Origin of the sequence: Halopenitus persicus (assembly GCF_002355635.1) — an archaeon.
Classification (GTDB): domain Archaea; phylum Halobacteriota; class Halobacteria; order Halobacteriales; family Haloferacaceae; genus Halopenitus; species Halopenitus persicus_A.
Map to the genome: position 1 here is coordinate 1,683,591 of NZ_AP017558.1, position 12,174 is coordinate 1,695,764.

General features: G+C 69.3%; 14 protein-coding genes. 7 read left to right on the forward strand and 7 right to left on the reverse strand.

Annotated features, from left to right (window positions below; translation table 11 throughout):
- Positions 1-123: 123 nt before the first annotated feature.
- From CPZ00_RS08105 to CPZ00_RS08120, 4 genes are all read left to right on the forward strand, one after another.
- Positions 124-1,689: an ATP-binding protein gene (locus tag CPZ00_RS08105; RefSeq protein ID WP_096390431.1), complete on the forward strand. Its 1,566-nt coding sequence runs from the start codon at positions 124-126 to the stop codon at positions 1,687-1,689.
- Between the two features lie 128 nt (positions 1,690-1,817).
- Positions 1,818-2,249 (forward strand): winged helix-turn-helix transcriptional regulator, encoded by a 432-nt coding sequence (locus CPZ00_RS08110; protein ID WP_096390432.1) that lies wholly within the window; start codon positions 1,818-1,820, stop codon positions 2,247-2,249.
- A 199-nt stretch (positions 2,250-2,448) separates the two neighbouring features.
- Positions 2,449-3,585 carry a DUF3179 domain-containing protein gene (locus tag CPZ00_RS08115; RefSeq protein ID WP_096390433.1) on the forward strand — a complete coding sequence of 379 codons (1,137 nt, stop codon included), beginning with the start codon at positions 2,449-2,451 and terminating at the stop codon, positions 3,583-3,585.
- Positions 3,578-4,183: a hypothetical protein gene (locus CPZ00_RS08120; RefSeq protein WP_096390434.1), complete on the forward strand. Its 606-nt coding sequence runs from the start codon at positions 3,578-3,580 to the stop codon at positions 4,181-4,183. The genes CPZ00_RS08115 and CPZ00_RS08120 overlap by 8 nt, the downstream gene beginning before the upstream one ends.
- Before the next feature lie 116 nt (positions 4,184-4,299).
- Here the strand turns inward: CPZ00_RS08120 and CPZ00_RS08125 are convergent, their stop codons facing one another.
- Positions 4,300-4,986: a haloacid dehalogenase type II gene (locus CPZ00_RS08125; protein ID WP_096390435.1), complete on the reverse strand. Its 687-nt coding sequence runs from the start codon at positions 4,984-4,986 to the stop codon at positions 4,300-4,302.
- A 124-nt stretch (positions 4,987-5,110) separates the two neighbouring features.
- Here CPZ00_RS08125 and CPZ00_RS08130 point away from each other — a divergent pair, with 124 nt between their 5' ends.
- Entirely contained in the window at positions 5,111-5,584 is a 474-nt protein-coding gene (locus CPZ00_RS08130; RefSeq protein ID WP_096390436.1) for a hypothetical protein, read from the forward strand.
- Between the two features lie 71 nt (positions 5,585-5,655).
- Here CPZ00_RS08130 and CPZ00_RS08135 read toward each other — a convergent pair whose 3' ends face one another.
- Together CPZ00_RS08135 and CPZ00_RS08140 are read right to left on the reverse strand one after the other, a co-directional pair.
- Entirely contained in the window at positions 5,656-7,104 is a 1,449-nt protein-coding gene (locus CPZ00_RS08135) for an FAD-dependent oxidoreductase (RefSeq protein ID WP_096390437.1), read from the reverse strand.
- A 167-nt stretch (positions 7,105-7,271) separates the two neighbouring features.
- Positions 7,272-7,727 (reverse strand): MaoC/PaaZ C-terminal domain-containing protein, encoded by a 456-nt coding sequence (locus CPZ00_RS08140; protein ID WP_096391644.1) that lies wholly within the window; start codon positions 7,725-7,727, stop codon positions 7,272-7,274.
- A 135-nt stretch (positions 7,728-7,862) separates the two neighbouring features.
- Here CPZ00_RS08140 and CPZ00_RS08145 point away from each other — a divergent pair, with 135 nt between their 5' ends.
- Positions 7,863-8,858 (forward strand): cation transporter, encoded by a 996-nt coding sequence (locus CPZ00_RS08145; RefSeq protein WP_157744212.1) that lies wholly within the window; start codon positions 7,863-7,865, stop codon positions 8,856-8,858.
- A gap of 99 nt (positions 8,859-8,957) precedes the next feature.
- Here the strand turns inward: CPZ00_RS08145 and CPZ00_RS08150 are convergent, their stop codons facing one another.
- From CPZ00_RS08150 to CPZ00_RS08165, 4 genes are all read right to left on the reverse strand, one after another.
- Positions 8,958-9,530, reverse strand: a complete 573-nt coding sequence (locus tag CPZ00_RS08150) for a zinc ribbon domain-containing protein (protein ID WP_096390439.1) — start codon at positions 9,528-9,530, stop codon at positions 8,958-8,960.
- A 79-nt stretch (positions 9,531-9,609) separates the two neighbouring features.
- Positions 9,610-9,933: a NifU family protein gene (locus tag CPZ00_RS08155; protein ID WP_096390440.1), complete on the reverse strand. Its 324-nt coding sequence runs from the start codon at positions 9,931-9,933 to the stop codon at positions 9,610-9,612.
- A gap of 149 nt (positions 9,934-10,082) precedes the next feature.
- A complete protein-coding gene (locus CPZ00_RS08160) occupies positions 10,083-10,541 on the reverse strand; it encodes a universal stress protein (protein WP_096390441.1) in 459 nt (152 codons plus the stop codon).
- Between the two features lie 24 nt (positions 10,542-10,565).
- Positions 10,566-11,327: a hypothetical protein gene (locus CPZ00_RS08165; protein WP_096390442.1), complete on the reverse strand. Its 762-nt coding sequence runs from the start codon at positions 11,325-11,327 to the stop codon at positions 10,566-10,568.
- Between the two features lie 147 nt (positions 11,328-11,474).
- On the opposite strand from CPZ00_RS08165, the gene CPZ00_RS08170 reads away from it, so the two are divergent.
- The gene (locus tag CPZ00_RS08170; protein ID WP_199243341.1) at positions 11,475-12,098 is read left to right on the forward strand and encodes a histidine phosphatase family protein; all 624 of its coding nucleotides are present in this window, start codon (positions 11,475-11,477) and stop codon (positions 12,096-12,098) included.
- Positions 12,099-12,174: the final 76 nt, after the last annotated feature.

Consider the following 12,174-nt stretch of genomic DNA (forward strand, 5'->3'; position numbering starts at 1 on the left):
ACGTCCGGGTGACTGCAAGCGGCCGTTCGGTTGACCGAGAGCAGTTCGCGAGCACACCGTCCACGCTGCCCGCGCATTGAAGTGGTCGGGGCGTCTGCGTACACCATCGGCCGACGGTAACCCATGGACCTCCCGACCTGGATCCGGTATCGTGGCTTCGTCGTTGCGCTGCTCGGGTTCGCGATCACTCGGTTCTTCGTCGCCGAGGCGCTCGTGGTCGACCGCTCCGACCTCTTCCTGGTCGTCGGGCTGCTGCCGCTCGTCGCTGGGCTCTCGTTGACCGTCTACGGCGTGGCGCTCGCCGTCGGCGTGTTCTCCCGGGATTACGTCGCGACCGTCGCCCGGTGGTGTCTGCTCGGAACGGGCGGTATGGCCGTCGTCGTTGCGATCACCCTCGTCGGGGCCGGCGATATGGGAACGATCTCCCCGTCAACCGCACCTGCACTCGTGGCGAACGTCCTCATCAGCGGCGCGGTCGCCGGAGTGGTCGTCGGGGATCGGTCGGCGAGACACCGACGCGAACGGGAGCGGAATCGACGCCAGGCGAACCGGGCGCTGTTCGTGATCCGGATCCTCCGACACGAGGTGATAAACGCGGCGGCGATCGTCGACGGGCACGCCGATCTCCTGGATGGGACGGCCGATCCGCGACCGCGGTCACTGCGGGCGATCGACGCCGCCGCCGCCCGGATCCGGGCGACGGTCGAGGAGGTCGCGTCGGTCGCGCAGCCGTTCGAGACGACCCGGCGGGTGGACCTCGAGGCGACCGTCACGGACGCCCTCGCCGCGTTCGAAGGCGACCATCCGGACGTGACCGTGCGGGCTGATCTGGAGACGACCGGGGGAGACACCGAGGTCGTGGGCGACGATCGGATCCGCCTCGCCATCGATGAACTGCTCGAGAACGCCCTCGAACACGGGACGACGGACCGTATCGCGGTCGGGATCCGCGAGGCGCCCGGCACGGTGGAGGTGTCGGTCAGCGACGACGGACCGGGACTGTCCGCCGACCAGCGTGACCTGTTGACCGCGGGGGAGTTCCCGGAGTACGACGACCCCTCGACGGGATTCGGTCTCCAGATCGTTCACCTGATCGTCACCCGGTACGGCGGCGAGGTCCGCGTCACCGCCGACGGGATCGACGGGGACGGAACGACGATCACGCTCGTGTTTCCCCGACACTCCCTCCCGAACCCCCTCGTTGAATCCGTCTCCGTGACGTTCCCGAACCTCCGCCGGGCCGTCGTGGCGAGCCTCGTCGCCGGACTGGCGATGGGCCTGTTCTTTCAGGCCGCAAGCGGCCTGCTTCCCGTGATCGGCGCGCTCTACGGCGTCGAGCGTCCGCTGGTGGGGTGGATCACCCATCTGTTCCACAGCGTCGTCTTCGGACTCCTCTTCGCCGCGGGATGCTCGTGGTCGCGACTCCGTCGACACGCCCGAAACCCGGTCTCGGTCGGAACCGTCGGGGTGCTCTGGGGCATCGTCCTCTGGCTGGTCGCCGCCGGCCTGATCATGCCCGTTTGGCTCTCGCTGGTCGGGCTCCCGAGCGCACTCCCGAACCTCTCGGCGCTCGGGTTCGTCGGGCACGTCCTCTGGGGGACCGTTCTCGGAACGACCTTCTGGTGGCTCGGAACTCGATCGCTCGGCGAGTTCGATCGTCACGAGCAGCCGGTCGAGCGCCTCCGATGACGCCGCCCACCGTCCGACTGCCCTTCCGTTGCTGGCGTGGTGAGACGTCGCCCGTTCCAACTCGACAGCCACTCTCGACCGGTTTTCCGGAGGGAATCGTTATGCCGGATGCGACCCAACGATCCGGTATGTCCGACCCGTCCTCACCCGACGATCCACCCGATTCGGACGACGGCAATGATCACGGCGTCGATCAGGACGTCGGTTCGGTCGACCCCGTCGAACGCCTGGAGGTCTGGTGTGCCGGCGAGGATTGGTGCCCGGTCACCACCACCGCGACGCTCATCGGCAAGAAGTGGCACCCGGTCATCATCCACCGGCTCCTCGAGCACGGTCCGAGCGGATTTAACGAACTCCAGGACGCCGTCGACGGGATCTCGAGCAAGGTGCTTTCCGACAGCCTCGAGGACCTCCAGGAGAACCGACTCGTCGAGCGCGAGATAATCAGCGAGAAGCCGTTTCGCGTACGGTACTCGCTGACCGACCACGGCCGATCCCTCGAACCGGTGATCTATTCGATGCGGGATTGGGGCGTCCAGCATTTGGCTTCCCCCGACTAGTCGCGACCTGCGACCCCGGTTCGACCGATTCACGTCGTCAGTCGAGCGTCGTTCCACCGCGTTCCACCGCGTTCCACCTCGTCCCACGTCGTTCACCGAGCGTCGTTCGTCAAGCGCCATTCCACGTCGATATCGTCGAGAACCGCGGTTACGTCCGGGTTAGGACGTCCTTTTGTCTATAGATGGTGTATGATAACGTATGGCTAGGGACGTAACCCGTCGGGCGGCGCTCGTCGGCGCCGGTGCCGCAGCGCTCTCCGGCTGTCTCGCCGATCGAGGGATCGGGAGCGCCGGCTCCGCTTCACGGACCGACTCCCCAAGCGAGGGGGACGGGTCGTCCGATCGGTCGGCCGCTGACCGGTCCGGTCCGCCAACGCGGGACGACACGCTGCCGCTTCCGATGGACCCCTCGTCGCTCCGGGACCGTGCGATATCCGGCGGGCCGCCAAAGGACGGGATCCCCGCGATCGAGGACCCGCAGTTCGTCCCCGCGGGGGCGGCCGCGGAGCGGCTGAACCCCGGCGATCCCGTGTTCGGGCTCGCCAGAGGGGACGCGGTCAAGGCCTACCCGCAGTCGATACTCGTCTCCCACGAGATCTGCAACGACGTCGTCGACGGCGTTCCGGTCAGCGTCACCTACTGTCCGTTGACCGGGACCGCGATGGGGTTCGAACGCGGCGACACGACCTTCGGCGTCTCCGGCCGCCTGGTGAACAACAACCTGATCATGTACGACCGGGCCACCGAGACGTGGTGGCCGCAGGTGCTCGCGACCGCGATCCCAGGGCCGTGGAACGAATCGCCGGCGACGCGGTCGCTCCGGGAGTTCCGGGTGGTCTGGACGACGTGGGAACGATGGGTGGACCGGTACCCCGACACGCGGGTTCTCTCCCGCGAGACGGGCTTCGCGCGAAACTACGATGCGGACCCGTACGGGACGTACAATCCACGCCTCGGGTATTACGAACCCGAATCCTCGCCGATGTTTCCGCCCCTCGCCACGGACGAGCGCCTCGAGCCCAAACGCGTCGTCATCGGCGCACGGACGACTGCGGGCGCGTTCGCCGTCGAGAAGAACCACCTCCGGGACGCGAAGCTCGTCCGCGGGGAGATCGGCGGGACCCCCGTGGTGGCGACCTACGACCCGACCCTGGATACTGGCTACGTGTTTGTAAACCCCGACGCCCGCCCGTTCGACTACCGACGCGGACGGGTCCACGGAGCGGACGGCGAAACGCATCCGCCGGCGGACCTCCCGCTCGAACGGCTCCACGCGTTCGACGCGATGTGGTTCGCCTGGCGCGGCTTCTACCCCGAGACGACCCTGTATGACTGAGTCCCATCCGTCGGCCGCCAGCCCCGCCGACGCCGGCGTCCTCGCTCGGACTCGCGTCGCCCTCGCGGTCGCTCTCGGACGACGGGACACCAGGGTCCTCCTCCTCGGCGTGACCGTCGGGTATCTCTGCCTGTATCTCGTCACCGTCGGCGACCTCTCGCTGGCAAGCCAAGGAACCGGAACGGTCTCGATCCGGACCGCGGCGGACCTCTCGCGAGCGGTCGCTCGTCTCGGATTCCTTCGGTTCGGCGCGGTCGCCGTCGTTTCGGCCGGCCCGGTCACGTACCTGTTCGCCCCGCTCAACGTGCTGGTCGGGACGGTCCTCGCGCTCCTGGTCGGCGCGAACGCCGCGCTCACGTATCTCGGCGTGGTCCAACCGCAAGCCTGCGGGCTCGAGTCCTCGACCGGGATCATCGCCGGCGTCCCGGCGCTGTTGTCCGGGGCCGCCTGCTGCGGACCGACGATCCTGTTCGTCGTCGGGATCCAGGCGAGCGCGGCGCTCGTCGCGGCGTTCCAGCTGTTGGTGCCGGTCGCGGTCGTGTTGCTCGTCGCCGGACTCCTCCTCGTCGGCCGCCGGATCGATCCCGCGCTGGTGTGACCGACCCGTCTCGCGGTCGTCTCCGCTCGTCCACCGGCGGTCGTCTCCGCTCGTCCACCGGCGGTCGTCTCCGCTCGTCCACCGGCGGTCGTCTCCGCTCGTCCACCGGCGGTCGCCTACGTCTCGTCCAACGCGTCGGCCAGCCCGTGGAGCGATTCCACGATCAGGTCCGGGTCGGAGCCGAACGGCTCCCACGGCGCCCCCTTCCGGTCGACCCAGACGCCCTGCATACCGGCGTGTTTGGCCCCCTGGACGTCGAACCAGCCGGCCGTCACGTGGGCGATCTCGTCGATCGGGGTCCCCGTTCGCGCCGCCGCGTGGCGGTAGATCTCGGCGGCGGGCTTGAACGTCCGGACCTCGTCGGCGCTGATCGTGTCCAGCACGAGGTCGCCGATGTCGGCGTGGTCGACCATCGAGGCCAGCATCTCCGGGTTTCCGTTGGAGACGACGTAACAGTCGTAGCCCGCCTCCCGGAGCCGCTCGATCCCCTCGCGCACGTCCGCAAAGACGTCGAGTTCGTGGTACACCGCGAGGATCTCGTCGCGTTCCTCCCGCGGGAGGTCGACGCCGTGAGCGTCGAGGGCGTACTGGAGCGCGTCCCGATTCATCTCATAAAAGGGCTGGTAGGCGTCGAGGTGGTTCGCGACGAAGGTGTACTCGATCGATCGCGCCCGCCAGAGCTTCGAGACCGGCTCCGGGTCGGCGACGCGATTCGCGAGGGCGGATTCAGCCGCGTCCACGTCGACGAGCGTACTGTACGAGTCGAAGGTCACCGTTCGCACGCGCTCGGGGTCGAAGCTCATCACCGTTCCCACGGGTTCAGGGGTGATAATCCTCCGGCTTTTTAAGTGCTCAGCCGGACCGCGGGTGTCGTGACGGGTCCCCGGTCACCCGTGTTTCTATACGGTTCGTCCCGTATCCACGGGTATGGTCTCGAACACGCGCCTGTACGGCGCGGCCATCGCGGTCACGTCCGGCCTGTACTCCGTCGCGAGCGCCACCACGGGCTCACGAATGGGGATCGGCGGTTGGATCATGGGTCTGCTCGGCGTCGTCGTGATCGTCCACGGCGTCGTCCTGCTCACGGACGCAGCCACCCGGCTCGGCGGCGTCAGCGGACCGTTGATGGTCGGCTACGCTGTCGTGATGCTCCTCCTCCAGGTCCTGTACGGTGCCGGCTTGCTGGTCGGCGGGGGCGGAAGCGGAATGTGGGGAAGCGGGATGACTGACGGGATGGCCGGCGGCGGAATGGCTGGTGACGGAATGGCCGGCGGAGCCGGGATGGGGATGACCGCCGGAATGGGATGGGATGCGGGGATGGTCGCTCTGGCCTTGTTGATGCTCGTCAGCGGGCTCGTTATGGCGCGGGATCGGCCGACTGAATCGGACCGGCGAATGTAACGTGAGCCGTGACGACACGATCGACGGTACTCGTCTCGTCCGTCTCGGCCGAACCGCTTGTCCCCGTCGAGTCACTCGGCGTCGGAGAGCCTGCCGTTCAACACCTTCGCCGCGACCAGGACCGGGTCCCAGACCGGACTGAACGGCGGCGCGTAGGCGAGATCGAGCCGTTCGAGCTCCGGGACGGTGCGGTCGGACTCGAGCGCCGTCGCGAGCGTGTCGATCCGGATCGCGGCCCGGTCGGTCCCCACGATGCTGCCGCCCAACAGCCGCCCGGTTTCGCGGTCGGCGGTGAGCGTCACCGTCGTCTCCGCGGCGCCGGGGTAGTACCCCGACCGCGATCCGGCCGTGACGGTCTCGGAGACGGGATCGAAGCCCGCCGCGCGTGCCCGCCCGTGGTCGATGATCCCCGTCCGGCCGCACTCCTGCTCGAAGGCCTTCACGGCTGCCGTGCCGGCGATCTCGCCGACCGGGGTCGGCGTCCCGGCGACCGTCTGCCCGACCGCCCGCCCGGCCCGGTTGGCCGTCAGCCCGAGCGGCACCCAGTCGGACTCGCCGGTCACCGTATGCCGGGCTTCCGCGCAGTCGCCCGCGGCGAACACCCGGTCCGCGGTCGTTCGGCCGTACTCGTCGGTCGCGATCGCGCCCGACGCGCCGCGTTCGATCGGGGTGTCGTCGACGATCCCCGCGTTCGGCCGCACGCCGATTCCGATCAGCGCGAGATCGACCGGCACTCGCTCGTCGGCCGTCACGACCGCGGTGACCCGGTCCGTTCCGGCCAGTCGCTCGACCTCGGTCCCGGTGCGGACGTCGACCCCGTGGTCGGCGAGCGTCGCCGCGACCGTCTCGCCGACCGCCTCGCCGAACTCCGGCAGCAGCCGGTCGGGCCGCTGGAAGAGATGGACGTCGAGGTCGTGTGCGCCGAACGCCTCGGCCATCTCGACGCCGACGTACCCGCCGCCGACGATCGCCGCGCTCGTCGGCGGCTCCATCGCGGCGTACCGCTCGACCCGCTCGGCGTCGACGTACTCGACGTCCGGAGCCGTGACTCCGTCGCCCGAATCGACCCCACCGTCGCCCGGCGGCGTCAGAAACGCCCGCAGCGCCGCGGCGGCGTCCATGCTGTGCATCGTGAACGCGCCGGTCAGATCGGCCCCCGCGATGGGGTCCGCGACCGCGTGGGCGCCGGTCGCCACGAGGAGGTCGCCGTACGACCGTTCGAACCGGCCCGACTCGCCCTCGACGCTCACGGTTCGGTCCGCGACGTTCACCGCCACGACCTCGTGGCGCCGCCGGAGGTCGATCCCGCGGTCGGCGATCTCCTCGGGGGTCAACGAGAGGAGGTCACGGAGGGACCCGATCTCGCCTTTCACGTAGTACGGCATTCCACACTGGGCGTAGGACACCCACGACCCCTTCTCGAAGACGATCACGTCCCGGTCCGGCCGCTCCCGCTTCAGCTTGCTCGCGGCGCTCAGCCCCGCGGCGTCGCCGCCGATGACGACGAATGGGTCCGTCATACCCGATCCCTCTCGACGGACCCCGATAAGTCCCTACGTGACCTCGAGGTAGCCTAGGTAGCCCGACCGATCCCGGGGCTCCGCCGGCTCGAGGATTCACGGGACGCTGCCGTCCCGGGCGATCCGATGCCCCGACCCGGGCTCGGTTCCGGTCTCCGGCTTCAAGCTCAGTCCCGATCTTCCCCTGTCCCGGCCTCGCGCCGTTCGAACAGCAGCAGCGGTCGCATCCGTAACACCGGATCGTCGTCCCCGTGGACCGTCGCGTCGAACTCGACCAGCCCGGTCCGCGGGGACCGCTCCTCGGTCCGGGCGACCCGCGTTTCGACCGCGAGCGTCTCGCCGGGCCGCACCGGCGCGGGCCACCGAAGCTCGTCGATCCCCACCGCGCCGACGAACGCGGCGTCGGCGGTGAGGTGCTCGGTCATCAGCCGGATCGTCACCGCGAAGGTGTGGAGCCCGCTCGCGATGAGCCCGCCGTAGCGTGATTCACGCGCCCGCTCGGCGTCGGTGTGGAACGGTTGCGGATCGTAGGTCTCGGCGAACTCGACGATCTCCGACCGCGTCAGCGTGCGGCTCCCGCACGCGGTCGTCTCTCCGACGGCGAAGTCCTCGAAATGGCGCATCGACGATGTCCCCGATCCGGCCGCTCGCCACATACGTGTTCCGCCGCTCGATTTTATTTCTCTCATATATCTGTGAATTCTATCGGTGGATTGATGATCGCGGGCGGTCGATTTCGGATAGAGGCCGGGATCACGATGTCCACCACGACGCAGGCACCTTCGACGCAGGAATCCTCGAGACAGGAATCCTCGAGGCAGAAAACCCCGAGACGAGGACGCCACGAGAACCGCTGCCGACGCTGCAGTGACGGGTCGGACCCGGCGGACGCCGTCGGCCCGTCCGCCCCCTCGAGAACCTATGTCCCCGAGGGCGCGGCCCACGTCGTCTTCGAGGTCGACGGGTTCGACTGCCTCGACTGCCCCGACCGGATCGAGGCAGCCCTCGACCGGCTGGACGGCGTTCACGGCGCGACCGCGAGCTACGGCACCGAGACGGTGGGCGTCTATTACGACCCGGACGTCCGCGAGCCGGCCGACTTCGTCGATCGACTGACCGACGTCGGTCGGACGGTCGAGAGCCGCGACGACGCCTTTCGAAACCGCCGGGCGCGGCAGTGGGCCGGCGCGCGGTTCGCCGCCGGCGTGCTGGCCGGGCTGATGGCGCTCGTGCCGTACGCGAGCGTGGTCTATCCGATACGGTTCGAGTGGCTGCTCAGTCCCGAGATCGCCGCGCTCCTGCGGTCAGGGTTGGCGACGACCGGCGGCTTCAACTTCTATCTGAACGTCGCCGTCCTCTCCGGGATCGTGTTGCGGTTCGCCGGCAAGCCGATGCTCGACCGCGCCCGCGCGGCGCTGTCCGCCGGGACCGTGACCCCCTCGCTCGTCGCGACGTCCGTCGCCGTCCCGGCGTATCTCTACAGTGCGGCGGTCGTGCTCGTCGGGATCACCGCCGCCGTCGACCTCTCGACGACGCAGGTCCACTTCGACGTCGTCGTCCTGATCGTCCTCGCGTGGCTGGCGGTCCAGCACGGGCTCGGACTGGAGACGCCGACCGACACGACCGACCCCGATCGACGGTCCACGTCCCGCGTCGACGCGTCCGCGGCCGCGCCCGGTGGCTCACTCGAGGACGGGACGGCTTTCGAGGACGGCGCCGCGCTCGACGACGGCGTCGCCTTCGAGAACGACTGAGAACCGGTCTCCGGCCGCTGGGCTTTTCGGCCGTCCGATCCCGGACGTTTGTGCCCTTCGGCCGTCAGATTCCTTCGGGTCCCGGGCCGTTCCCCTTTTTCACGGGGTGCCAAGCGTTTCGTGACGCCGGTAGAGATAGACCGCGCCCGCGACCATGCCGACGAACCAGATCGCAAGCACCAGCACCCAGACGGCCGTGTTCGGGTCCCAGTCGCCGTTGGCACGGACGTACTGCATGTCGAAGTACGCCGACGCTGGGAGCCCGATCCACGCCACGAGCACCAACAGTCCGCCGAGCGCCCCGAGCGAGCCGTTCACGCCCGACAACACGAGCAGTACCGCCCATAGCGCGGTCGCCCCCGCGACGCCGTACCACCACGTGTCGGAGACCGTGGTTCCGCCCGTCGCGCTCGCACCCGCCGTCCCGGCTCGGCTCGACGCTGATCCGGTTGTCGCGGTCCCGGCTGCTGTGCCACCGGTCGATCCGGCCGCGCTGCGACCGGTCCGGCCGCCGGCACTCCCGGAGCGCCCGCCGCCCGCCACCTCGTTGCGGACGCCGCAGTTGGGACACAGCTCGGCCTCCCGTTTGATCGCCTCGCCGCAGCTGGTGCAGTACACCTCGTCGGCCCGCAGCGACCGATCCGGCGGCCCGCGGTTCGAGCGTCGCGACATATCCGTTCGTTACGGACGGCTCTTTATAAGCGTGTTCGGCGATCGAACCATGGGCCGCCGAACGATCCCGACTGCCGGATTAAAAGTGGTCGGCGGCGTCGGTCTCGTGTTGCAACTCCCCGCCACGGCCGCCCTCGACGGTCGCGGCGCCTTGGTCGCCCGTGGAGGGAACCCGGACGGTGACGTCGGTGACCTCCTCGAAGTCGGCGAGCAGGTCGCGCTTGATGTTCGTCGCGGTCACGTTGGAGATTCCGCAGCCCGAGCAGGTCCCGCCGAGCTCGACGACGACCTCGCCGGTCTCGGGGTTCGCCTCGCGGACGACGCTCGTGCCGCCGTGCATCCGGATGATCGGCATCTGCCCGACCATCCACGTCTCGATCCGGTCCGCCAGGGAGTCGCTCATCACCCGCCCTTCGGGCCCGAGCCTTTGGAACCTTGCGGTCGATCCGGGTTCTCTCCGCTTCTGGTCGGCACTCGAAGCGCCGTCTCGAACCGGCACTCGAAGCGCCGTCTCGAACCGGCACCCGACCCGCGTTCACGCCGGGGAGGATGTCATCGCGTGTCCTCGCGGACGAACGTCACCGGACACGGCGAGGAGAGCATCACCGTCTGGGCCACGCTTCCGAAGACGGCCTTCCCGGTCGGGGACCGTTTTCGTCCACCCACGACCACCCGGTCGGCGGTCACCTCCTCGGCGAGGTCCGCGATCGCCTGACCGTGTTCGCCGACCGCGCCGCGAACGCGGTACTCAACGCCGGCTTCCTCCATCACGTCGGCCAGCTCGCGTATCGTCGCGTGACGTTTCGCGACCCCGTCCGGCATCGCGTCCTCGCTTCCCGGCTCGACGTTTAGCCGCTTCCGGCTTTCCTTGATGGCCTCCTCGGTGAAGACGTGGGCCAACACGACTTCGGCCTCACACGGTCCCGCGACGTCGACCGTCTCCTCCGCCAGCCGACGCACCTGTTCCTCGCCGTCAGTTCCGACGCCCAGCAGGATCGTATCGATGCTCACGAGTCCTATTATCACCTTATCCACCTAAAATCGGTCGGCTCCGGATTCCGGACGATCCTCGGACGGCCGTCCGTAATCGAGGAGCCACTCCCGACCGTTCCAGTGACCGACGTTCTCGGGCTTCAGCTCGTCGAAGTGTACGCGGTCGGCGTACGGCGCCAGTGCGGTTCGGACCGACTCCAGAGCCCGCTCGGTTTCCGGATCGTCCGCGTCCAGCACGCGAGCCCGCGGCATCACGACCCAATCGCCGTCGGGGTCCCCACGGAGCACCGGCAGGAAGGGGTGGTCGCCGATCGCGGCCGAGAGCTCCCGCTCCAGGCGGTTCTGCCGCCGGCCGTCGCCCATCTCCGCGCTCGGCCCGTATCGAGCCAGCTTGATCGCTCGACCGCCGTCCCGGACCGCGGCGTCCTCGGTACCTCCATCGGCGATCGTGCCGCCTTCGGCCCCTCCATCGGCGATCGTGCCGCCTTCGGCCCCTCCATCGTCGGCCGGGCCGTCCATGAACGCCCCGGTGAGCACGACGCGCCCCGTTCCAACTCCGAGCCGGGAGAGCCCGAACCGCTCCTCCAGCGCCGAGAGGGCCGCCTCCTCGCCCTCACACAGTTCGAAGAAGTACGGCAGCTCCTCCCCGCCCGGCCAGTCCCACGTCCGGCCGTCGTACTCCCACCGTCGACTCTCCGTGGGATACGCCGCGAGCGCCTCCCGCCGTGCCGTCCGCAGCTTCCTGACGGTGGCGGCGATCGCCTCCCGAAGGGTGTCCGGCAACGGCTCGTCGCTCGCCGACATCGTTCGGCGTCGCTAGACGCCCGGCCGACAATAACGTGTCGTGATCCCATCGTTCGTCGGGTTTCCACCTCCACCTCCACCTCCACCTCCCTCCCCGTCCCGCAACGAGGGAGAACCCCTTTAGCCACGATCCGCCAACGCCCATCCGTGTCCGAGATACTGCTCGTTCGTCACGGCGAGACCGCCTGGAACGCTGCCGACCGCGTGCAGGGCTGGGCGCCGGTCGGCCTGAACGCCACGGGCCGGCGACAGGCCGATCGTCTCGCCGACCACCTCTCGAACGAGCTTGCGGCGGCCGACGCGGCCCTCGTTACCTCCGACCTCGCCCGTGCTCGCGAGACGGCCGCGCCGATCGCCGACGCGCTCGACGTCGATCCGACGACCGACCCGCGCCTCCGCGAGCGGGACTTCGGTCGCTATCAGGGGATCGACGCCGAGGAACTCTTCGAGCGGTTTCCGGAGCTCGACCTCCTCGCGGAGGGATCCGACGCAACGACCTACACCCCCGACAGCGGCGAGAGCTGGATCGACGTCCGCGAGCGCGTCGGCGCCGCGTTCGCCGACCTTCGCGAGCGCACGCTGACGACCGACGTCCCGATCGTCGTCGTGACCCACCACAACCCAATCCGGCTGGTCTGTGGCCGGGTCAGGGGGCTCGACGTCGTCCCCGCACTCACCGACCAGTCGTTCGCGAACGGGTCGGTCACCCGGATCCGAGACGGTCGGATCGATCGTGCCGGGTGCGTGCCGGACGACCCTGACGCGGCGTGACTCCAGGCTTCGGCCGACCGACCGACCCCGAGCCGCCTGTCGCCGGCCCCTATTCCTCCCGGAGCACCGACGCCGG